The sequence below is a fragment of the uncultured Caballeronia sp. genome (assembly GCF_964243625.1).
Taxonomy (GTDB): Bacteria; Pseudomonadota; Gammaproteobacteria; order Burkholderiales; family Burkholderiaceae; genus Caballeronia.
This window is the reverse complement of the sequence record NZ_CAXTGZ010000012.1, coordinates 1-21,154: the sequence shown is the minus strand read 5'-3', so window position 1 is coordinate 21,154 and position 21,154 is coordinate 1. Positions and strand designations below refer to the sequence as shown.

19 protein-coding genes are annotated in these 21,154 nt (G+C 61.2%); 8 read left to right on the top strand and 11 right to left on the bottom strand.

Going from position 1 to position 21,154, the window contains the following annotated elements; genetic code table 11:
• Positions 1 to 105: 105 nt before the first annotated feature.
• The gene (locus ACFFAR_RS01740; protein ID WP_174362174.1) at positions 106 to 984 is read right to left on the bottom strand and encodes a LysR substrate-binding domain-containing protein; all 879 of its coding nucleotides are present in this window, start codon (positions 982 to 984) and stop codon (positions 106 to 108) included.
• A gap of 125 nt (positions 985 to 1,109) precedes the next feature.
• Between ACFFAR_RS01740 and argH the strand changes: the two genes are divergently transcribed.
• The 5 genes from argH (at position 1,110) to ACFFAR_RS01715 (ending at position 5,898) form a co-directional block, all read left to right on the top strand.
• Positions 1,110 to 2,543, top strand: a complete 1,434-nt coding sequence (argH, locus tag ACFFAR_RS01735; RefSeq protein ID WP_375507445.1) for an argininosuccinate lyase — start codon at positions 1,110 to 1,112, stop codon at positions 2,541 to 2,543.
• Positions 2,537 to 3,433 (top strand): amino acid ABC transporter permease, encoded by an 897-nt coding sequence (locus ACFFAR_RS01730; RefSeq protein ID WP_062003225.1) that lies wholly within the window; start codon positions 2,537 to 2,539, stop codon positions 3,431 to 3,433. Before argH ends, ACFFAR_RS01730 begins: the two co-directional genes overlap by 7 nt.
• A 29-nt stretch (positions 3,434 to 3,462) precedes the next feature.
• Complete coding sequence (locus tag ACFFAR_RS01725; RefSeq protein ID WP_174362172.1) at positions 3,463 to 4,227, top strand: ATP-binding cassette domain-containing protein; 765 nt, start codon at positions 3,463 to 3,465, stop codon at positions 4,225 to 4,227.
• Positions 4,228 to 4,280: 53 nt separating this feature from the next.
• Positions 4,281 to 5,117: a transporter substrate-binding domain-containing protein gene (locus ACFFAR_RS01720; RefSeq protein ID WP_174362171.1), complete on the top strand. Its 837-nt coding sequence runs from the start codon at positions 4,281 to 4,283 to the stop codon at positions 5,115 to 5,117.
• 142 nt (positions 5,118 to 5,259) lie between these two features.
• Positions 5,260 to 5,898, top strand: a complete 639-nt coding sequence (locus ACFFAR_RS01715) for an FMN-binding negative transcriptional regulator (protein ID WP_174362170.1) — start codon at positions 5,260 to 5,262, stop codon at positions 5,896 to 5,898.
• A gap of 49 nt (positions 5,899 to 5,947) precedes the next feature.
• Here ACFFAR_RS01715 and ACFFAR_RS01710 read toward each other — a convergent pair whose 3' ends face one another.
• The 10 genes from ACFFAR_RS01710 to ACFFAR_RS01665 form a co-directional block, all read right to left on the bottom strand.
• Positions 5,948 to 6,997 (bottom strand): ABC transporter substrate-binding protein, encoded by a 1,050-nt coding sequence (locus tag ACFFAR_RS01710; RefSeq protein WP_062003228.1) that lies wholly within the window; start codon positions 6,995 to 6,997, stop codon positions 5,948 to 5,950.
• Positions 6,998 to 7,543: 546 nt separating this feature from the next.
• Complete coding sequence (locus ACFFAR_RS01705) at positions 7,544 to 8,677, bottom strand: FAD-dependent oxidoreductase (protein WP_174362169.1); 1,134 nt, start codon at positions 8,675 to 8,677, stop codon at positions 7,544 to 7,546.
• The gene (locus ACFFAR_RS01700; RefSeq protein ID WP_174362168.1) at positions 8,670 to 10,100 is read right to left on the bottom strand and encodes an FAD-dependent oxidoreductase; all 1,431 of its coding nucleotides are present in this window, start codon (positions 10,098 to 10,100) and stop codon (positions 8,670 to 8,672) included. The genes ACFFAR_RS01705 and ACFFAR_RS01700 overlap by 8 nt, the downstream gene beginning before the upstream one ends.
• Positions 10,097 to 10,399, bottom strand: coding sequence for a (2Fe-2S)-binding protein (locus ACFFAR_RS01695; RefSeq protein ID WP_062171372.1), 303 nt, complete (start codon positions 10,397 to 10,399; stop codon positions 10,097 to 10,099). Before ACFFAR_RS01695 ends, ACFFAR_RS01700 begins: the two co-directional genes overlap by 4 nt.
• A 9-nt stretch (positions 10,400 to 10,408) precedes the next feature.
• Positions 10,409 to 11,203, bottom strand: coding sequence for an ABC transporter permease (locus tag ACFFAR_RS01690; protein WP_062003232.1), 795 nt, complete (start codon positions 11,201 to 11,203; stop codon positions 10,409 to 10,411).
• 13 nt (positions 11,204 to 11,216) lie between these two features.
• Entirely contained in the window at positions 11,217 to 12,131 is a 915-nt protein-coding gene (locus ACFFAR_RS01685; protein WP_062003233.1) for an ABC transporter permease, read from the bottom strand.
• Positions 12,124 to 13,200, bottom strand: a complete 1,077-nt coding sequence (locus ACFFAR_RS01680; RefSeq protein WP_062003234.1) for an ABC transporter ATP-binding protein — start codon at positions 13,198 to 13,200, stop codon at positions 12,124 to 12,126. The genes ACFFAR_RS01685 and ACFFAR_RS01680 overlap by 8 nt, the downstream gene beginning before the upstream one ends.
• A 208-nt stretch (positions 13,201 to 13,408) precedes the next feature.
• Entirely contained in the window at positions 13,409 to 14,923 is a 1,515-nt protein-coding gene (locus ACFFAR_RS01675) for an aldehyde dehydrogenase family protein (protein WP_174362167.1), read from the bottom strand.
• Between the two features lie 251 nt (positions 14,924 to 15,174).
• The gene (locus tag ACFFAR_RS01670) at positions 15,175 to 16,407 is read right to left on the bottom strand and encodes a PLP-dependent aminotransferase family protein (RefSeq protein WP_375507444.1); all 1,233 of its coding nucleotides are present in this window, start codon (positions 16,405 to 16,407) and stop codon (positions 15,175 to 15,177) included.
• Positions 16,404 to 17,351, bottom strand: coding sequence for a DUF1338 domain-containing protein (locus tag ACFFAR_RS01665; protein ID WP_375507447.1), 948 nt, complete (start codon positions 17,349 to 17,351; stop codon positions 16,404 to 16,406). The genes ACFFAR_RS01670 and ACFFAR_RS01665 overlap by 4 nt, the downstream gene beginning before the upstream one ends.
• Before the next feature lie 253 nt (positions 17,352 to 17,604).
• On the opposite strand from ACFFAR_RS01665, the gene ACFFAR_RS01660 reads away from it, so the two are divergent.
• The 3 genes from ACFFAR_RS01660 to ACFFAR_RS01650 all read left to right on the top strand — a co-directional run.
• Entirely contained in the window at positions 17,605 to 18,516 is a 912-nt protein-coding gene (locus ACFFAR_RS01660) for a LysR substrate-binding domain-containing protein (protein ID WP_174362164.1), read from the top strand.
• 60 nt (positions 18,517 to 18,576) lie between these two features.
• Positions 18,577 to 19,743 (top strand): 2-methylaconitate cis-trans isomerase PrpF, encoded by a 1,167-nt coding sequence (gene prpF, locus ACFFAR_RS01655; RefSeq protein ID WP_375507443.1) that lies wholly within the window; start codon positions 18,577 to 18,579, stop codon positions 19,741 to 19,743.
• A 307-nt stretch (positions 19,744 to 20,050) separates the two neighbouring features.
• Positions 20,051 to 21,154: SMP-30/gluconolactonase/LRE family protein (locus tag ACFFAR_RS01650; RefSeq protein ID WP_375507442.1), on the top strand; the 1,104-nt coding region annotated here is incomplete at its 3' end.

Here is a 21,154-nt window from a genome sequence, read left to right as displayed (position 1 = left end):
CGGAAAGTGGGAATCGACGGTCAGAGCTTACCGCGCATGCTGTCGCCGCGAATCAGGGATTTGCGACGATCAATCCGCGCTATTCGCCGAAACAAGTCCCGCGTTCTACCCCAGTTTGTCGTCCACCCATGCCATGAACGCCGCGATCAGCGGCGACTCCATCAGTTCATTTCGACGCACCCAATAATACGCATGCTTCGCCGGCACAGTGATGCGAAACGGGCGGATCAGGGTGCCATCGGCGAGATCGTCGCGTACCGAGACGCTGTCGCCCAGCGCCACGCCCTGCCCTCGCACGGCCGCTTCGATCCCGACGTGCGCAATGCCGATCTCGAGGATGCGCAAGCCCGCAAGTTTGTCCGCCGATGCCGCCGCGAGCCATCGTGTCCATGAACCGGCGTATTCGCAGAACAAGGTCCGGTTCGCCAGGTCCTGCACCGTGCGCAACGTGCGCGGACCGTTCATCAACGCGGGGCTCACCACGGGGAACAGGACCGGATGCGTGATGAGCTTGACGTCGCGATCGCGCCAGCGGCCTTCGCCGTAGCGAATGCACAGGTCGACATCGGAGGAATATATTTCCTTGTCATCGTTCGACGGAATCAGCTTCAGGTTCACCGCCGGAAACTGCTCGAGGAAATCGCCGATGTGCCGCGCGAGCCAGCGCGACGTAAACAGCAATGGCGCCGATACCACCAGATCCCCCGCGATCGCCGGCGAATCGAGCCTCACGACGGCCGTCGCGATCATGTCGAACGCGGTCTTGACCGGCTGCAGCAACGCCTCGCCCGCGGGCGTCAGCTTCACGCGCGCCTTCGAACGGATGAACAGGGCGACGCCCAGCGTACTTTCCAGCACACGCACCTGATGACTGACGGCGCTCGCGGTGACGCTGAGTTCATCGGCGGCGGCCGCGACCGTGCCATGCCGGGCGGTGGCTTCAAATGCGCGCAACGGGTTGAGCGGCGGCAATCTGTGGCGCATGGCGGGAACCCGGAGATGCTGAGAAAAATTTGATTTGATGCGAATTTAATTCTCTGTACAAGCAAAAAATTTGAACGATTAAGCTAGTCGTAATGAGCAGAACGCCTTAACGAACAGGAAAACCCATGACCACGAATGCAGCAACCGAACGCCTCTGGGGCGGCCGCTTCAAATCCGGCCCCTCGCTCGCGCTGGAAAACCTCTCCCGTTCGGATCCCAGCTTCTTTCGCCTCGCCCCCTACGATCTTGCCGGTTCGCGTGCGCACGCGAACGAACTCGAACGCGCGGGGATCCTGAGCGCGGCCGAGCTCGAGCAGTTGCTTGGCACGATGGATCAGATCGAAAAGGAATTCGCCGCGGGCGAACTTGCGCCCATCCTCGCCGATGAAGACGTCCACACGTTCCTGGAACGCGAGCTGACGCAGCGGCTGAAGGCGGTCGGCGGGAAACTGCGCGCAGGACGTTCGCGCAACGACCAGGCGGCGAACGACTTGCGTTTGTATCTGCGGGACAAGGCACGACAGCTCGCGATCGCGGTGAATGAACTGCAGGATGCGTTGATCGAACAGGCAAACGCGCACGTGGAAACCATCACGGCCGGCTTCACGCATTTGCAGCCGGCCCAGCCGATCGTGTTTGCGCATCAGTTGCTCGCGCATGCGCAATCGATCTATCGCGATGTGGACCGTCTGGTCGACTGGGACCGCCGTTCCGCGCGCTCGCCGCTGGGCGCGGCGGCGTTGGCCGGGTCCGCGATCTGTTTGCGCGCCGATCTGTCAGCGCTCGAACTCGGTTACGACGGCCCGTGCGAAAACTCCATCGATGCCGTCGCTTCACGCGACCACGTCGCCGAGTTCACGTTTATCCTGAGCATGTTGTCGGTGAATCTTTCGCGCTTGTCCGAAGAAGTGATCCTGTGGACATCGCGCCAGTTCCGCTGGGTCGAACTCGACGACGCCTACGCCACCGGCAGCTCGATCATGCCGCAGAAAAAGAACTCGGATATCGCAGAGCTCACGCGCGGCAAGGCGGGCCGGTTGATCGGCAACCTGAGCGGCTTGCTGGCCACGCTCAAGTCATTGCCGCTCGCATATAACCGCGATCTGGCGGAAGACAAGATCGCGGCGTTCGACAGCATCGATACACTCGAACTCGTGCTGCCCGCCATGGCCGGTATGATCCGCACAATGCGCGTGAACGTGGCTGAAATGCGCGCTCAGGCGCCGCTCGGGTTTACGCTGGCAACCGAAGTCGCCGACTGGCTCGCGCTGCGCGGCGTGCCGTTCAGTGAGGCGCACGAGATCCCCGGCGCGCGGGTGCGGGCGTGCGAGCAGCAAGTTATTGAACTCGGCGATGTATCGATTGCGACGCTCGCTCACGTCGATGCACGGCTTGAACCCGCCGTCCTCGATCACGTCACGCTGGACGCCGCGGTCGCAGCGCGCAGCGGGTATGGCGGCACGGCGCCGGCTCGCGTGAAGGAACAGATCACGCGGCTGCGCATGGCAATAGACAAACAGGCCGCATGGGCGGCCGACTACAAGGGACCTACATGCTGAGTGCATCGAACGAACGGGAATCGAACCATCGCGCGGCGCACGAAAGCGCCGGCGCGTTCGCCGATATCTCGCACTTCGAACACGTTCCGCGGCGTTATTACGGACGCTATGTTGCATCGGCCGTGATCCTCGCGATAGTCGCGTACATCGTCCTGGCGTTTGCGCGCGGACAGATCGACTGGGCGGTGGTCGCGCGTTTCCTCACAGCCAAGTCGATCCTGAAAGGTCTCGCCAATACCGTCATCATGACCATTCTCGCGATGGCGCTTGGCATCGTGCTAGGCGTGGTCGTGGCGATCATGCGGCTCTCGACCAACCCGGTTCTGCGCAGCGTTGCTTATGCCTATGTGTGGCTGTTTCGCGGCACGCCGGTGATCCTTCAGTTGCTGTTGTGGTTCAACCTGGCGCTCGTGTTTCCCATCATGGGCATTCCCGGATTGTTCGAGTTCCGTACCGTCGACATCATGACGCCGTTCCTTGCCGCATTGCTCGGGCTTGGCATCAACCAGGGTGCGTACACATCCGAAGTCGTGCGCGCGGGTCTCCTTTCCGTCGATACCGGCCAGTACGAAGCCGCGAAGTCCATCGGCATGCCGAGGTTGCAGGCGCTGCGCCGCATCATCCTGCCGCAGGCCATGCGCGTGATCGTGCCGCCTATCGGCAATGAACTGATCGGCATGGCGAAACTCACGTCGCTTGCAAGCGTGATCCAGTACGCCGAGATGCTGCACAACGCCGAGAATATCTATTACGCAAACGCCCGCGTGATCGAATTGCTGATGGTCGCGGGCGTCTGGTATCTCGTGATCGTTACCGTGCTTTCCATGCTGCAGTCACGCGTCGAAGTCCGCTTTGCACGCGGCGCGGGCCGCGCGTCGGCGAAGCAATGACGCAAGAGAACACGGGAATGAATACAGCCATGAACCCATTAGTCAAAGCCGTCGATCTACGCAAGTCCTATGGCGAATTTCAGGCGCTGCAGGGCGTTCACCTCGACGTCGAGAAAGGCGAGGTGCTTTGCATCATCGGGCCATCGGGCTCGGGCAAAAGCACGTTCCTGCGCTGTATCAACCAGCTCGAAACCATCAGCGGCGGCGCGTTGTGGGTGAACGGAGAACTGGTCGGGTACCGTCGCGTGGAGAACAAACTTTACCCGCTTTCAGAAAAACAGATGGCGCGGCAACGGCTCGCGACCGGCATGGTGTTTCAGCGCTTCAACCTGTTCCCCCATATGACCGCGCTGGAAAACGTGATCGAAGGACCGGTGCAGGTGCTGAAGAAGAAAAAATCCGAAGCGGTGGAAGAAGCACGGGCGTTGCTTGCGCGCGTCGGCCTCGGCCACAAGTGCGATGCCTTCCCGGTGGAGTTGTCGGGCGGCCAGCAGCAGCGCGTCGCCATAGCACGCGCCCTGGCGATGCATCCGCAGCTCATGCTCTTCGATGAACCCACCTCCGCGCTCGACCCTGAACTTGTCGGCGAAGTGCTGAGCGTGATGCGCGATCTCGCGAGGAGCGGCATGACGATGATCGTGGTCACGCACGAACTCGGCTTCGCCCGCGAAGTGGCGAACCGCGTTGTCTTCATGGATCAAGGCAAGATCGTGGAAACCGGCACCCCCGAACAAGTGTTGTCTCAACCGCAGCAGCAGCGTACGCAGGACTTCATATCGGCCGTGCTGTCCTGATTTTTTACGGCGTAACCGTATTGCCCATCAACCTCTAGCTCAGGCGACTACTCATGATCGACTCCTTGTTCCGGCGCACCCTTGGCGGTTTTTTAGTTGGGGCCGTGATGCTGAGTGCATCGTTTGCACACGCCCAAACGCCCGTTGGCGGCAAAGGAACGCTTACGGCTGCCATCGTGCCGAACTATCCGCCGTTCGAATACAAGGACCCCGCCACCGACGAACTCACCGGTTTCGACGTCGATCTCGGCAATGCGCTCGCCGCGAAGATGGGCGTCAAGCTGAAGTGGGAAGAAACCAGTTTCGACCAGATGATGAGCGCGCTGACCACGCATCGTGTGGACGTGATCTTGTCGGGCATGACCGACTTGCCGCCGCGTCGAGAATCCGTGAACTTCCTCGATTACATCAAGACCGGTCCGCAGTTCTACACGCTGAAAGCACGCGGCGGCGAATACGCGCAGATCGAAGCAGTCTGCGGCAAACGCGTGGGGTCGAGCCGGCGTACATCGTTTCCCGACGACACCAAGACATGGAGCGACGAGCATTGCGTAAAGGCCGGCAAGCCTGCAATCGTGGTCGTAGGCACGGACGGTTCCGCCGACGCCCGCCTGCAATTGCGTCAGGGCCGGCTCGACGCGGCCGTGCAAGGCGGGGAGACCTTGCCGTATCAGAACACGCTGGAAAAGGATGCGTACGCGCCGATTGGACAGCCCTTCCTTTCGCAGTACACGGCCATCGGCATGGCGAAGGACAACACCGCGTTGAGCGACGCCATGAAGCAAGCGTTCGGAAAGCTCCTCGCCGACGGCACCTACAAGAAGATCCTGACGAAATGGGGCCTGCAGGAGCATGCGGTATCGAAGGTCGTGATCAACTCGCAGGAATAAGCCCGCACGGAAAAACGAAGTGGCTGGGCGAATTCTTCGAAATTGGCCCTGTTTCCGCAGGCGGTTTTTAGCGCATCATTGCGTGTTGGCATCGGGGATTGCTTCCGGAGCCGATCAAGCCGCCAAGGATACAGGAGCCTGAATGTATATCCCCGCCCACTTTGCCGAAACTCGCGCTGACGAGCTTCATCGGCTGATGAACGAATACCCGCTTGCCGCGCTCGTCACCCACGGCCCGGACGGACTCGATGCGAATCATGTGCCCTTCGAACTGGATGCATCGGGGGGCAGTCATGGCATTCTGCGAGCGCACGTCGCGCGGGCGAATCCGGTCTGGAAAGAAGTGGTGGACGGCGCCGAGGTGCTCGTGATCTTTCGCGGACCCGAGCACTACATTTCGCCGAACTGGTACCCGAGCAAGCACGAGGCGCATCGGCAAGTGCCGACGTGGAACTATCAGGTAGTCCATGCGCATGGAAAGATCACGATCCGCGATGACGAAAAATTCCTGCGCGGACTCGTTGGGCGGCTCACGAGAGTGCATGAAGCCGGCGAGGAGAAGCCCTGGAAAATGGGCGATTCAACCCGCGAATATATCGATTCGATGCTGGCGGCCATCGTCGGCATCGAGATCGAGATCACGCGGCTGGTCGGGAAATCGAAGCTCGGCCAGAACAAGGAGCGACGCGACCTTCAGGGCGCAATAGACGGTTTGCGTGCCAACGGCGAACAGCCGCTTGCCGACGTAATGTCCATAGCGCTCGCCGCCAAACCGGAGTGACAAAACGGGCGTTGCCTGAAGCCACGCCCGTTGTTCAATCAAGCCTCGATCAACGCTCGACCTGACGATTCCAGCGCGCGTCCCACTGCGGACGATTCGCGTTGATCACATCCCAGTCCACCGTGTTGACCTTCTTTACGAGGTCATCGAGATTGCCGAGTTGCTGTTGCATGGCGTCGGTCATCTTCGCCTGACGGTTCGTCGGAATCTGGCGACCGGCGCTCGCCGCCTTCGTTTGCGCCGATGCCGAGATCATGAACGCCGCAAGTTTCTGCGCCAGTTCCGGGTCGGGATTATTCGCGACGACGCATTCATCCACGAGCAGGAGCACCGGTCCTTCCTTCGGGTTCACGTAGGCAACGGGAATGCCCTTCGTCTGCAGATCGCCGGCGGCCGTTGGGGTCAGCGGGAACAATCCGGCCTGACCCGTTTGCACCATCTCCGAGATCTTCGCCGAGTTCGGAATGTACTCGATCACATTCTTGCCTACCGTGCTCTGCCACTTCGTGAAGCCCGGTTCGACGTTCTTTTCCGTGCCGCCTTCAAGGCGGTTGATCATCAGGAAACCATGCAGGCCGAACGTGCTGCTCGATGCCGACTGGAAGACCACCTTGTCCTTGTATTTTGGATCGGCGAAGTCCATCCAGGAGGTCGGCGGTGCCCAGCCTTTTTCCTTGAACAACTTCGTGTTGTATGCGATGCCAGTCATGCCGAGCTGCACGCCTGCGCCGATGTCGTCCTTCATGCGTGCGAAGGGGTAGAGTTGCTGGAGCTCGGGACCTGCCGCCATTTTCTGGCATACACCCATGCTGACAGCGCGGGCCATGACGCCATCGTCAAGGAACACTACGTGGATCTGCGGTTTTGCTTTATTTGCCAACAGCTTCGCCAGGATGTCCGAGGACGTGCCCGGGACTACGACTACCTTGACGTTGTTGGCCTTTTCGAAGTCAGGGAGCACCTCGCTGGTGTAGGCCTTTTCCATCGGGCCACCGTTCATTCCTATGTATATGGTCTTGGTTTCTGCGTGGGCGGGGATCGAGGCCAAAAGGCCCGCAGCACAGAGGGCGCTCGTGAGACTCGCTAGGGATTTTTTCATTGGAGTTGCTCCTTGGTAACAGGGTCTTTTCGTCGTTTTGTTGTTGGGGGTTTGCTTTTGCTTTAGCGGGTGGTTCTTTGCCGGGTTGATGCTTTTTGCGCCCGCGCGCATCTCGCTCTAACTGTTCTTTTTCGCACTGTTAGCCACTGTCCGTGGCGGGACTTCATTTCACGGGTTTTGCGCTCGCGCTCGGGACAGTGTTCGTTGCGGTCGGGTTTGGTGCTGGGTTGCTGCTTTTAAGGCTTTCGCGAGTTCCGTTTTAAATGACTTTTTTCGCACTATTAGCCACTGTCCGTGGCGGGACTTCATTTCTTTTTCCAACGGCGAAAAAGAAACGAAGCAAAGAAAACGCCTCTCCACCGATGGCTCATAAGTGTCCCGAGCGTGCACGTTTATCTGTTTGGTACTTCAGAAGAACGCTCGACGCCGGCATTCAGAACACTTGGAACCCTCCCCCTCCGTCAACAGCAACCCACACGCTTCGCCACCAGTGTGGGAATCCGTTAAGCAGGAAAACCACCCCTCACGCGCCGTGCGAACTATCAGTCAAGCAGCCGCTACTCCCGACCATCTCTTGATCGAGAAACCATCTATCGGTGTGCTCGTCTTTCCGTCTATCACCAAGTCCGCCAGGACTTCACCAACCCCCGGCGCAAGCAAAAAGCCACCGCCAGAAAAGCCGAAAGCGTGGAGCAGCTTTGGCGTCGTTTGGCTAGGGCCAATCACGGGGTTGTCATCGGGTGTGCTGCCTTCAACGCCAGTCCAGGTTCGCAACAGCAACGCGTTTTTAAGTCTCGGCAATAGCTCACATGCCGCTCTCATTACTGTGCGTGTGGTCTCGGTCAGCGGTTGTGCATATTCTCCATCACCCAAACCGCGGCCGCCGCCAATCACCACGTTTCCTCGCGATACCTGACGCGCGTAGATTCCGCCGCCATACACGCCCAGATTGTGATCGATGAAATACGGCATCGGCTCCGTCACCCACATGTTCGGATAGATCGGCTCCATCGGAATGGACTCACCGAAGAAACCCGCTACGGTGTTGCCCCACGCACCCGCCGAATTGATCAGCCAGTCAGCTCGCGCCTCAATCGTCACACCCGAATCATGGCGCGCCTGGATCACAAACTGCTCGCCATCTCGCGTGATTTGCGTCACCGCCGTCTGCTCGCGGACATCGGCGCCAGCCACGCGCGCAGCGCGCGCAAACGCAGGCGATACAATTCGCGGATTCGCATGACCATCGCCAGGACATAACGAACCGCCCAACGCCGCCGGGCCTAGCCACGGGTAGCGCCGGCGAAACGACGGACCACTCATCACCTGCAGGTCAAGACCATATGGATTTGCGAGCTGCGCGTATGCTTCGAGCGCCGCAAGGTCCGCTTCACTGCGCGCGAGGCGCAAATGGCCCGATATCACAAACTCGCCATCCGTTCCGATCAACTCCGGCAACCTGTCCCAGATCGCCCGCGCACGCACGGCAAGCGGCAATTGCACTGCGGAACGCCCTTGCCGGCGAACACCGCCATAGTTCACACCGCTCGCCTGCGCACCGCAATAGCGGCGCTCGAACAAGCCGACCTTCAAGCCGCGCTTGGCAAGCATCAGCGCCGCCGATGAACCAACCAGTCCGCCACCCACCACCATCACGTCGAAGCGCAAGGTTTCATTCATCGCGGGCGTGCTCCGGGATCGGGGAAAGATCGTCTGCGCCGTTCATGTCCGCCATCAACGCAATCGATAAAGGCACCGGCTTGATCGGTGCCTGTCCCCGCAAACGACCAACATCGGCAATGCTCTTGCCCGTCTCCGCACTCAACAACTCGGCTGCAGCCGCGCCGCACATGCGACCCTGGCATCGGCCCATGCCGACGCGCGTGAGCGCCTTCAGCCGGTTGATCTCGCTTGCTTCACCATCACGGATGCATCGGCGTAACGTGCCCGCGGTCACTTCCTCACAACGGCATACAGTCATGTCGTCCGGCCATGCCGATGCACAGTCCGAGGGCGGCGCAAATGCCTGCTCCAGCCCCACGCGAAACCGAGCGATGGTCGAAAGTTGCCGGTCGAGTTTCGATGCTTCTCCGATGTCCGCAGCAGGATGCTTGAGGTCTTCGAGCATCGCCAATGCGGCACGTCGCCCGGCCAGTTCAGCCGCGTCCGCGCCGGCTATACCTGCGCCGTCGCCCGCCAGATAAACACCCGCTACGGAGCTGCGGCCGGCGGTATCGCGCTCCGGTAGCCATGCGCGATTCAGCGCATCGAAACTGAAGCGGCAACCGGCAAGATCAGCGAGCTGCGTCTCGGACCGCAAGCCGTATCCAAAGCCGATTGCGTCGCACGGGATGGTCATTTCACGCGCGCCGTCGCTGAAGGTGATGCCCTGAACGGCGCCATGTCCGTCAGCGCGCACGATGCGCACACCGCGCTCGATGCGAACGCCATGCGCCGCCAGCCAGCCGACGTAATACAAACCTTTCGCAAACGTAGATGGCTGCTTCAGCAAGCGCGGCGTCGCGGCGAATTGTCTGGAGAATGGATTGGTGTCGAGTATTGCTTCGACCTGCGCGCCCGCTTTCGCGTACTGATATGCGACAAGATAAAGCAGCGGCCCGGTTCCCGCGAACACGACCCGCCGTCCGATCGAGCAGCCTTGCGCCTTCAACGCAATCTGCGATGCGCCCAGCGTATAAACACCCGGCAAGGTCCATCCCGGGAACGGCAGGATGCGATCCGTTGCGCCCGTCGCGATAAGCAGATGCGAATACGGCACCGTCCGCTGACGCCCCGCATGGAAGGTATCGAGTTGCCCCGCCCCGCATCCCCAGACGAGCGTATCCGGCCGGTAATCCAGCTTCGACATCAGGTTTGCCATCGTCGAATGTACGGCGTCGGCCTTGCGCGCCTCCATGCCATATAGCGCGCTTTTGGCGCGGGCGAAGCCAGCATCGGCCGGCGGCTGCCGATAGATCTGACCACCGGCACGCGCCGCTTCGTCGATGACAACCGGCCTCAAGCCCGCCGCCACCAGTGTCTCGGCCGCGCGCACGCCCGCAGGACCTGCGCCGACAATCACGATGTGCTTTTGATCGCTCATGCTTCAATGGGCCGCGTCTGAATACGCATACCGTCCTTGATGATCGTTGAACATGCCCTGATCCGCGTGCCGTCTTCCAGTTGCACCCAGCAGTCCTGGCACGCGCCCATCAGGCAAAATCCCGCACGCGGTTCGCCGCTGAATTCGGTGTTGCGCACGCGCCGCGTAGTCAGCAGGATGGCGCTCAGCACCGTATCGCCGGTCAACGCAGTTGCAGATGTACCATCCAGTACAAAATTCACGGCCTTGCGATGTGTCTCCGTCAATCGAACGAATTGCGGCTGTGGGTCTTGTGTCATGGGCTCGAATCAATGCGTTCCGATCAGGATGCGGTTCAGTCCGTACACGCGATCGAGCAGGATCATCGCGCCCGCGGTGATGAAGATCACGAGCGCGGAAACCGACGCCATCATCGGGTCGATCGATTCCGTCGCGTACATGTACATGCGCACGGGCAGCGTGACCGTCTGCGGCGATGTGACGAAGATCGACATGGTCAGTTCATCGAAGCTGTTGATGAACGCCAGCAGCCAGCCGCCTGTGATGCCGGGCAGAATCATCGGCAACGTGATACGGCGAAACGAGGTCCAGCGGTCGGCCCCAAGCGACTGCGCCGCATGTTCGATACTGCGATCCATGCCACTGACAGACGCCAGCACGAGCCGCATCACGAACGGCGTGATGATGATCATGTGCGCCGCGACGAGCCACGGAAACGATCCGGTCGCGCCGATCATCGCGAAGAATCGCAGGAACGCGATGCCGAGCACGAGGCTCGGAATCACCAGCGGCGAGAGAAACAGGCCGTTAAGAAATTCGCGCCCGGGGAAGCGTTCACGCCCTATAGCGAGCGCCGCGGGCAAGGCGAGCGCGAGCGACAACGTAGCCGATGAAAACGCCAGCTTGATGCTGTTCGCAAACGCCGAGATGAAATCCGGATAGTCGAGGATCGCGCGGAACCAGCGCAGCGACAAACCGTGCGTGGGGAGCGTCAACGTCTGCTCCGGCGTGAACGCGACGAGCACCACGATCACGAGCGGCGCAAGCACGAACAGGATCACGAGCGTGTGGAAGCTCAGTGCAATGAGGCCGTTCTTTCGCATGGCGGCGGCCTCCTTAGCCGAGGCTTCTGGAGTAACGCCGCTCCAGAACCCTGTAATACGTGATCATGATGATGAGGTTCGCGATCAGCAGCAAAATGGCAATGGTCGCGCCGAGCGGCCAGTTGAGCGAACCAAGGAATTCATCGTATACCGCGGTCGCCGCGACTTTCAGACGGCGTCCACCGAGCAGACCCGGAATCGCAAACGCGCTCGCCGACAACCCGAACACCATCAGGCTGCCCGAGAGAATGCCGGGCGCAACTTGCGGCAACACGATTCGTCGCAAGGTCGTAGCCGGCGATGCCATCAGTGAGAGCGCCGCGTTCTCGACTTGCGGATCGAGCTTCTGCAATGACGTCCACACAGGGATCACCATGAAAGGCAACATCACATGCACGAGTGCAATGACGATCGCGAACGTCGTATATTCGAGCTTGTACGGACCCATGCCGAACAGTCCGAAGAATTGGTTCACAATGCCGCCCGTATTCAGCAACATGCTCCAGCCGAACGCGCGCACGACCACCGAAACGAGCAAGGGCGCAAGGATCACGAGCAGGAACATCGAACGCCACGGATCGCGCATCCTGTACAACACGTACGCTTCGGGCGCACCGATCGCAACGCACAGCAAGGTGGTCAGGATCGCGATGCCGAAGGTCCGGGCGAAGATGATCTGGTAGTAGCTGTCCGTCAGCACTTCGGCGTAATTGCCGAACTGGAACGCGGCGATGGGACCGCTCGCCGGATCGAACTTGTAGAAGGTCAGGACAACCGTCATTGCGAGCGGCGTGAGCACGAGCACCGCGAACAAGATGAACGCGGGCAAGCTCATCAGCCACGGCGGCACGAACGCGTGCCACGGCGCGCGAGGTTTGTTCGACGAGTCCGGAGAAGATCTATTCGTGGATTCGAGCATGCTAGCCATGGTTCGCTTCCTGAATCACACGCACGGAATCGCGATGCCAGTCGATACCCACCGCCTCACCTTCGGCCACCGGTTCCGTGCCTTCGTTCTGGCTGCAAACGAGGACTTCGCCGAGCGCGGTGTCGACGCGATACAACCACTGGCTGCCCAAGAAGAACCGGCTCGTGACAGTCGCCGACAACCGTCCCGTTCCCACCTTGCACAAGTGCAATTTCTCGGGGCGAATGCATAAGGTCACCGTGTCGCCTTCGCGCCAGACGGTGCCTGCGTCGATGCAAGCAATGCCGGTCAGGTCATGCCCGAGGTCCACATGCACCTCGTTGGGACGCGCCTCGGTCACCTTGCCCGCAAGCATGTTCGCCTTGCCGATGAACTGCGACACAAATCGATTCTCGGGCCGCTCATAAGCACGATACGGCGAGTCCACCTGCGTCACACGCCCTGCTTCCATCACGACCACGCGGTCACTGATGGACAACGCCTCGGACTGATCGTGCGTGACCATCACGGTCGTCGTGCCGACCTTGCGCTGGATGGTGCGTAATTCGAACTGCATCTCCTCGCGCAACTTGGCGTCGAGGTTGGACATGGGTTCATCGAGCAACAGAACCGGCGGCTTGATCACGAGCGCACGTGCGATTGCCACGCGTTGGCGCTGGCCGCCCGAGAGTTCACGCGGATAACGCGCGGCGAACGCATCGAGCCGCACGAGCGAAAGCGCTTCGCGAATCCGCTCCGCACATTCGGCCTTGCCAATGCCGCGCATCTCCAGACCGAAGCCCACGTTCTGCGTCACCGTCATGTGTGGAAACAGCGCGTAGCTTTGAAACACCACGCCGAGGCCGCGCTTGTTCGGGCGGACATTCGTGATGTCCTTGCCATCGAGCGAAATACGGCCCTGCGTGACATCGATAAAACCCGCGATCATCTGCAGCGTCGTGGTCTTGCCGCAGCCCGATGGTCCAAGCAGCGAGACGAACTCGCCCTTTTCGACCGAGAGGCTCACGTCGCTGACGGCGTGCAGGTCGCCGTAGGCTTTTGTCAGTTTGTCCAGCACGAGAAACGACACGGTGGCCTCCAGGGTCTTCCGGAAAACAGTTGGGCAATCAGACAGGCGATGCGAACCGCTTGAAAAGCCGCTTTAAAAATGGCTCTTCACAGCGAAACGCGATGGAACACACGCGGAGGTCCGCCGCCTGGTTGGGCGTGCCGCGGTTGGCACGCTTCGGGCGGCAGGGTCGACGCCGGGGTATGGCGTCTTGTCTTTCTTTTATTGACTACACGTCGAACTTGACGCCTTGTGCAAGCGGCAATTCGCGGCTGTAGTTGATCGTGTTGGTCGCGCGGCGCATGTAGCCCTTCCAGGCATCGGAGCCCGATTCGCGGCCGCCGCCGGTTTCCTTTTCACCGCCGAACGCGCCGCCAATTTCCGCGCCGCTCGTGCCGATGTTCACGTTCACAATGCCGCAATCGCTGCCCGCCGCCGACATGAATTGCTCCGCTTCACGGATGTCGTTGGTGAAGATCGCCGACGACAAACCTTGCGGCACGCCATTCTGCAGTTGCAGTGCATCGGCGAAATCGTCGTAGGTCAGGACGTAGAGGATCGGCGCGAAGGTCTCGCGTTCGACCACGGCCGTTTGCGCCGGCATGCGCACGAACGCGGGACGCACGTAATACGCTTCGGCATGACCGCCGATTTCCACGCGTTCGCCGCCCTTCACGTCGCCGCCTTGCTCGCGTGCATCGCGCAGCGCTTTTTGCATGGCATCGAATGCGGCGCGATCAACCAGCGGACCGACCAGCGTATCGCTTTCAAGCGGACTGCCCACTTTCACCGATGCAAACGCTTTCTCCAGACGCGGCAACAGCTTGTCGACTACGCTGGTGTGAACTACCAGACGGCGCAGCGTCGTGCAACGCTGACCTGCCGTGCCGACCGCCGAGAACGTCACGCCGCGCACGACGAGATCCAGGTCGGCGCTGGGCGCCACGATCACTGCGTTATTGCCGCCGAGTTCCAGAATGCTGCGGCCAAGGCGCTTCGCCAGCACTTGCGCGACTTCCATGCCCATGCGCACGCTGCCGGTGGCGCTGACGAGCGGCACCTTGGTGGATTCCGTCAGCGTCTGGCCGATATCGCGTTCGCCGAGCAGCAACTGGCTCAGGCCTTCGGGCGCGACGCCGGGATGGGTCTTATCGAATTCGCGCAGCGCTTTTTCGAACAGCGCGTGACACGCGATGGCCGTCAAGGGCGTTTTCTCCGAAGGCTTCCACACGACCGAATCGCCGCAGACGATCGCCAGCGCCGTGTTCCACGACCACACGGCAACCGGGAAATTGAATGCCGAGATCACGCCGACCACGCCAAGCGGATGCCACGTTTCCATCATTCGATGCCCGGGACGCTCGGACGCGATGGTCAGGCCATAAAGCTGGCGCGAGAGACCGACTGCGAAGTCGCAGATGTCGATCATTTCCTGCACTTCGCCCAGGCCTTCGGAGGTGATCTTGCCGGCTTCCAGCGTCACCAGGCTGCCAAGCGCGGCCTTGTGCTCGCGCAACACGTTACCGAACACGCGCACGAGTTCGCCGCGCTGCGGCGCGGGCACCGTGCGCCATTTCAGGAAAGCGGCGTGGGCCGCGTCGATCTTGCGCGCGGCGCTGGCGGGGGTATCGACGGCGAGTTTGGCGAGCATTGCGCCATCGAGCGGCGAACGCGCCACGAGGGCGTCGCCCTTCCACTGGCCGAGGTCTACGCCGAGTGCGCCAAGAATATCGTTCAGTTGCATCACTTCCTCTCTTTATGTCGGGTTACTGCCGGGGCGTTGCGCGCGGCTCGTCGCCGTCGACATCAACACCGCTCTGGAACTTGCGCCGGCATGAAATGCGTACACGACGGCACAGAGTTTCAGGGCCTAAAAATACCGTTGCAAATGATTAATCGGTACGACTTGGTGCGCTGGACGAACCAACTCCCTTCAATCCGTCGCGCCGGACCTTGCATTAGAACGCGTTTCATCGCATCTGGCGAGACATCGTGTTACCGGCTTGCCAGCGCGAGCTTGAGACGGCGGACACCCTCGAACACTTCGGCCTCCCCCGGCGCGGCGGCAAACGAAAGCCGCATGCTTGATTCATCGGCGTTGTGCACGTAGAAAGCCGGACCGGGCACGTAAATCACATTCTGCTCGATTGCGCGCTTGAGTACGTCTGCGGCAAGGCGGTCGCCCTTCAGGCGCGCCCATACGAACATGCCGCCCTGCGGCACGACATACTCGATGTCGTCAGGAACGAACTGCCGCAGCGCGCTCGACAACGCCTCGTAACGCTTCTTGTACGCCTGCACGATAACCGGCACGTGCTCCGCCAGCCGTCCGCTTTCCAGATAAAACCGCGCCGTCTCCTGCGCAAGCGGCGACGTGCACAGATCGCTCGTTTGCTTCGCGACCAGCATGCGGCGTGTGATGGCGGGCGGCGCAATCGACCAGCCGATGCGTAAGCCCGGCGCAACGATCTTCGAGAGACTGCCGAAATACACGACCCAGTCGCGCGCGCCGGGAATGGCATCGGCAAGCGCAATGATCGGTTTGACCGGATCGCCCGCGAAACGCAGCTCGCCGTATGGATCATCTTCGATCAGCACGAAGCGAAAACGCATTGCGAGGCGTGCGAGCGCTTCGCGGCGTTCCACGGGCAACGTCGTGCCGGTTGGATTCGCGAAGGTCGGCACCGTGTAGAGCAACTTCGGACGCACGGCCGGATCGAGCGCTTCGAGTTGTTCGGTGAGTGCGTCGACGTCGATGCCCTGCGCGTCCGTGCGCACCGGAATCAGCGTCGCACCCGCAAGACGCAGCGCCTGGATCGCGGCCGGATAAGCAGGCTCTTCGATCAGCACGGCGTCGCCCGGCGCGACCAAAATCTTGATCAACAGGTCGAGACCTTGCTGCGAGCCGGTGGTCACAATGAGGTCATCGATTTCACGCGCCACGCCGCGATCGTTCATCAAACGCACAATCGCGCGGCGCAGCGCGGGCGCGCCGGCGGTGTCGCCATATTGAAGGCACGCAATCGGGTCGGCGCGATAAGCCTCTTCCATCGCGCGCCCGATTCCAGCCCGGTCGAACAAATCCTTCGATGGATAGCCGCCCGCGAACGAGATCATCCCCGGCCGGGCGAGGTACTTGAAGAGCTCGCGGATCGCGGAGCCTTGCGGCGCCTTGAACGGCTCCGTGAAGTCGTATAGATCCGATGCAGCAGTCGCGTTCGTGGTCACGCGGCCGCCGTCATCTTGAAGATGCCCGTGGCGTTGCCGGCATCGAAACCGAGATCGAGCACGCTGCGGCCGGTGGCATTGTCGAGAACCGTATCGCGGCTGATGAATTCATAGAACGAGCCGGGCACGTCGCGCTCGATCTGCGCGCCGGTTTTATCAGTAAACACACGGCGCACCGGGTCCGCACGGAACGCCGTCTGGCGCACACCGCCCGACTTCGACACCTCGACCGAATCCTTGATCGGGCGGCCCAGCGCGCGCTGGGCCTCGGCGACGGCGAAGACATCGTCCACGCGATCCGTTGCGTGATTGAACGCGTTGCCTTCGGTCGAGATCCACGCCATTTCCGCCGATTCGGCGCGCAGCGTTTCATAGTCGGCCAGTTGCGGCACCGGATGCTGGCGCTCGAAACAGCGCACGATCACCGGCAGCAGGTCCAGCGCGATGGCGAGCGGCAGCGAGCCGTCGCGCTCCAGCTCGGCGAGCGACGCCACCGCTTGCGGCGTCAGCGGATCCACGCTTTCGCCGATCACGCGCGTCACTGCCTGCTGGAATTCCGGGCTGAAACGACCGGGATGCAATTCGCTGACGAAATACTGGGCGATGTCATTGGGGGCATCGAGGTGTTTGTACGAACGCCCCGTCATCTTGATTCGATCGAGCGGATACGTGCCGTTCAGCACAAAACCCAGCGGTCGGAGAATGCGCGTGAACGCGGCCTCGCCCGGCGGCAACGCGCCGGATTCGCTCCATCGCACGGTGCGCAGCGCGCCGTGATCGAACTGGACGCGGGTTTGCGTGTGTTGCAGATCGTCTGTGTACGCACGGCCGCTCGGCACGCGTTCGAGCAGGTCGGCGAACAGCGCCATGTTCATCGCCTGAGCGAGTTCGGCCCGGGTGACCGTGCCGGACGTGAACGTGTCTATTCCCGCAGGCAAGTTCATCAATAGCACTAATCCGGCGACCTCCGTTTCAGGAACGACGGTAGAAAGCAGGGCGGCGAGGTTGGGATTCATTCTTTGAGTTTCCGGCTGATGCTGTACGGCAGGGGCGGAAGGCTCGATCAGCCCTGTACGCAGTTCAATGGAAACTGATTCTGGGACGCGTCAAAAAGCCACGCAATTGATATAAACTCATCAGTTGGTTCTGGAAATGCACCAAGTGCGGTTTTATTGAGTTATCGAGGCTTGTAAATACATGAGAAAAGGCATCCCCAATCTGGTCGCGCTGCAGATTTTCGAAGCGGCCGCGCGCCATGAGAGCTTTACCCGCGCCGCCAACGAACTCTCGCTCACGCAAAGCGCGGTGTGCAGGCAAGTGGCATCGCTGGAAAGCAGATTGGGCGTCGCGTTGTTCCTGCGAATCAAGAAGCGCATTGTGCTGACCACGCACGGAAGGCAGTACGCCGCGCTCGTGCGCAAGAATCTCGACCGGATCGAACGTGACACGCTCGAATTGATGGCACAGCGTGGCGTCGGGCGGATTCTGGAGATTGCGGTTGTTCCGACGCTCGCGAGTCAGTGGCTGATTCCGCGACTGCCGCAGTTTCGTGCGTTGCGCCCGGATATCACGGTGAACCTGTCGATCCGTACGGAGCCTTTTCTGTTCAGCGACTCTCCTTTCGATGCCGCGCTGTACTTCGGCGATTCCGTTTGGCCCGGGACGCAAGGCAAGCTGCTGTTCCGCGAGGGGAAGGTCGTGCCGGTGTGCAGTCCGTCGTTACTGGCGGGCGCCGCGCCGGTTTCACTGGATCAATTGACTGATTTGCCGCTGTTGCATTTATCGACCAGACCGGACGCCTGGCGTACGTGGTTCCGGCTCAACGGACTGGAACACGACGTGCGCGCGGTCCGTGGCGCCCGGTATGAATTGTTCACGATGCTCACGAGCGCCGCGCAGGCGGGTCTGGGCGTGGCGCTGCTGCCGGAGATTCTGCTGGCGGATGAATTGTCGTCGGGAAGGCTGGTCGTTCCCCTCGATAACCCCATGACCGGCGCATCGGGCTATTACCTCGTTGCCCCGGATGAAATTGCCAACGACGAACCGTTCGTGGCGTTATCGGAATGGCTGAGTTCGATCGTGCCGCGGATGGAGGAGGTGGAGGCGTGAAAAGCGTAGAGACGTTTAAAGCCGCAAAATAGGCCCTCACGCCCCCACCGGAGACAAACCTTGGCCCAGACAAAAATCCCTGCCGTCTACATGCGTGGCGGCACGAGCAAGGGCGTTTTCTTCCGTCACGACTGGCTGCCCGAAGACCCGGCTCTGCGCGACCGCATCCTCATGCGCGTGATCGGCAGCCCGGACCCCTACGGCCAGCACATCGACGGCATGGGCGGCGCCACCTCGAGCACGAGCAAGGTCGTGATCGTCGGGCCATCGTCGCGTGAAGATTGTGACGTGGATTACCGGTTCGGGCAGGTCGCCATCGACAAACCCGTCGTCGACTGGTCCGGCAATTGTGGCAACCTGACCTCGGCAGTGGGTCCGTTCGCGATCGCCCAGGGTCTCGTCGATGCCCCGCGCGACGGGGTCGCCACGGTCCGGATCTGGCAGGCCAACATCAACGCGAAGATCATTGCCCACGTGCCCATGCGTGACGGCGAAGTCGTGGAAGAAGGCGATTTCGAACTCGATGGCGTGACGTTTCCAGCAGCGGAAATCCGCATCGAATTCCTCGACCCCGCCGGCGATGGCGAAGGCTCGGACGGCGGCATGTTCCCGACCGGAAACGCATCGGATGTGCTCGACGTACCCGGCGTCGGCGCAGTCGAAATGACGATGATCAACGCCGGCAATCCTGCCATCTTCATCGATGCAACAGCCTTGGGCCTGAACGGCAACGAACTTCAGCGCGACGTGAATGGCAACGCGGAGTTGCTGCTCAAGGCCGAGGCGATTCGCGCGCACGCGGCGGTCCGCATGGGGCTCGCCAAGACCGCCAGCGAAGCCACGCAAACAAGGCCGCATACGCCCAAGCTCGCGTTCGTCGCGAAGCCGAGCGCTTACGTGGCATCGAGCGGCAAGCACATCGACCCCGCGACGCTCGACATCAACACCCGCATTTTTTCGATGGGCAAACTCCACCATGCGATGACCGGTACCGGGGCCGTCGCCATTGCGGTCGCGGCGGCCATTCCCGGGACGCTGGTCAACCGGCTCGTACCTGAATCGCAGGGGTCGATCCGCTTCGGCCATCCATCGGGGAGCCTTGCGTGCGGCGCCGAAACCAGGCGGATAGACAATGACTGGATCGTGACGAAAGCCATCATGAGCCGAAGTGCGCGCAGGTTGATGGAAGGGTTCGTGTTCGTGCCTTCAACGGTGTTTGATTCCTGAAACAACCGGTCAGGCTTTCACCATTAGGTTGACCAAGCATGGCCTAATTACCTGATCCACCGGTTATCACCGAAAGATTTCCGGCATTCAAGTACGCCGATAACGTCAAATAAAAACGCGCCATTTATTTTTGATTTTTATCGGCGGCGCTATCCAATATTTTCCCTTTACGATCAGCCGTAGCGTGGTTGAGGCATCGACTCGTCTCGATCACATACACCCCTCGCAGACGCCGCCCAGGGCAATCGCGCGCTCTACGCGCCCACCCCGCTCAAGCCCACCAAAAACGTCCAGGAGAACATCGCTCATGGTTATGACACGCCTTCGCGTTCTTTTAGGCGCGCTCGTGCTGCTCGCCACGATCGCACGCCCCAGTCACGCGCAATACTCCACGGACTGGATCGCGAACACGTTTGGTACGAGTTCCACCTACGTAGGCAACGGCGCCCGATCGATGTGGATCGCGCCGGAAGGCATCGTCTACACGGCGTCGCTCTGGGACGAGAACGAGGGCGGTATCGCGATCTACCAGAACCGCCAGAACGCGGGTTCCATCGGCATACACAACGCATTTCAGGGCAGCGCGATCACGGGCAACGCGACATCCATTTTTGCAGCCATGCAATATGACAGGAACAAAGGCAGCGGCTACGTGGGCCGGTATAACCGCGTGACGAAGACGCAGGACTTTTCCATTGCCGTCAGCGCGACCACGACCGAAAAGCGCGCCGATGTCATCACGGGGCTCGCCACCTCCGGCTCCCTGCTCTACGCAAGCGACTTCCCGGGCAATCGCGTGCGCGTCTACACCACGGACGGCGTCTGGCAAAGCGACATCAACGTGACGGGTCCCGGCGCGCTCGCGCTGGACGCCTCCGGCAACCTCTGGGTCGCGCAGCAGGGCGCGGGCGCCATCGTGGAATTCAGTCCGGGCGGTGCAACCATGGCCACCATCCAGATGGCCGCCGCGTCGCGTCCGTCCGCGCTTTATTTCGATGCCACCAACGGGCAGCTCCTGGTCGGCGACCAGGGACCCGACATGAACATCAAGATCTACCAGACATCGGGCAGTCCGGTTCAAGTGGGCACGTTCGGGATCCAGGGCGGTTATCTCGACACCACATCCGGCATCAAGGGCCAGGTCGGCGACAGGCGCTTTACGCGCGTGGTGGGTATCGGCAAGGATGCGGCCGGCAACCTCTATGTGCTCAGCAACCCGTGGGGCGGCACGTGGGACCTCGCCCGCAACGGCAACACGGACATCTATGTGTACGACACGTCGAACATCCTTCGATGGAGACTGCAGGCGCTCAACTTCGAGGGCAACGGCGCACCGGACCCCGGCACGGACGGCGCGTTTTTCTATGGCGGTTTCAACGTCTATACGGGCACGGCCGGCGGCACGTTCGTG

What these genes read in the sequence shown, in the direction of transcription:
- ACFFAR_RS01740 (WP_174362174.1), bottom strand. Translation starts at nt 984, where the DNA reads ATGCGCCACAGATTGCCGCCGCTCAACCCGTTGCGCGCATTTGAAGCC.
- argH (WP_375507445.1), top strand. Translation starts at nt 1,110, where the DNA reads ATGACCACGAATGCAGCAACCGAACGCCTCTGGGGCGGCCGCTTCAAA.
- ACFFAR_RS01730 (WP_062003225.1), top strand. Translation starts at nt 2,537, where the DNA reads ATGCTGAGTGCATCGAACGAACGGGAATCGAACCATCGCGCGGCGCAC.
- ACFFAR_RS01725 (WP_174362172.1), top strand. Translation starts at nt 3,463, where the DNA reads ATGAACCCATTAGTCAAAGCCGTCGATCTACGCAAGTCCTATGGCGAA.
- ACFFAR_RS01720 (WP_174362171.1), top strand. Translation starts at nt 4,281, where the DNA reads ATGATCGACTCCTTGTTCCGGCGCACCCTTGGCGGTTTTTTAGTTGGG.
- ACFFAR_RS01715 (WP_174362170.1), top strand. Translation starts at nt 5,260, where the DNA reads ATGTATATCCCCGCCCACTTTGCCGAAACTCGCGCTGACGAGCTTCAT.
- ACFFAR_RS01710 (WP_062003228.1), bottom strand. Translation starts at nt 6,997, where the DNA reads ATGAAAAAATCCCTAGCGAGTCTCACGAGCGCCCTCTGTGCTGCGGGC.
- ACFFAR_RS01705 (WP_174362169.1), bottom strand. Translation starts at nt 8,677, where the DNA reads ATGAATGAAACCTTGCGCTTCGACGTGATGGTGGTGGGTGGCGGACTG.
- ACFFAR_RS01700 (WP_174362168.1), bottom strand. Translation starts at nt 10,100, where the DNA reads ATGAGCGATCAAAAGCACATCGTGATTGTCGGCGCAGGTCCTGCGGGC.
- ACFFAR_RS01695 (WP_062171372.1), bottom strand. Translation starts at nt 10,399, where the DNA reads ATGACACAAGACCCACAGCCGCAATTCGTTCGATTGACGGAGACACAT.
- ACFFAR_RS01690 (WP_062003232.1), bottom strand. Translation starts at nt 11,203, where the DNA reads ATGCGAAAGAACGGCCTCATTGCACTGAGCTTCCACACGCTCGTGATC.
- ACFFAR_RS01685 (WP_062003233.1), bottom strand. Translation starts at nt 12,131, where the DNA reads ATGGCTAGCATGCTCGAATCCACGAATAGATCTTCTCCGGACTCGTCG.
- ACFFAR_RS01675 (WP_174362167.1), bottom strand. Translation starts at nt 14,923, where the DNA reads ATGCAACTGAACGATATTCTTGGCGCACTCGGCGTAGACCTCGGCCAG.
- ACFFAR_RS01665 (WP_375507447.1), bottom strand. Translation starts at nt 17,351, where the DNA reads ATGAACTTGCCTGCGGGAATAGACACGTTCACGTCCGGCACGGTCACC.
- ACFFAR_RS01660 (WP_174362164.1), top strand. Translation starts at nt 17,605, where the DNA reads ATGAGAAAAGGCATCCCCAATCTGGTCGCGCTGCAGATTTTCGAAGCG.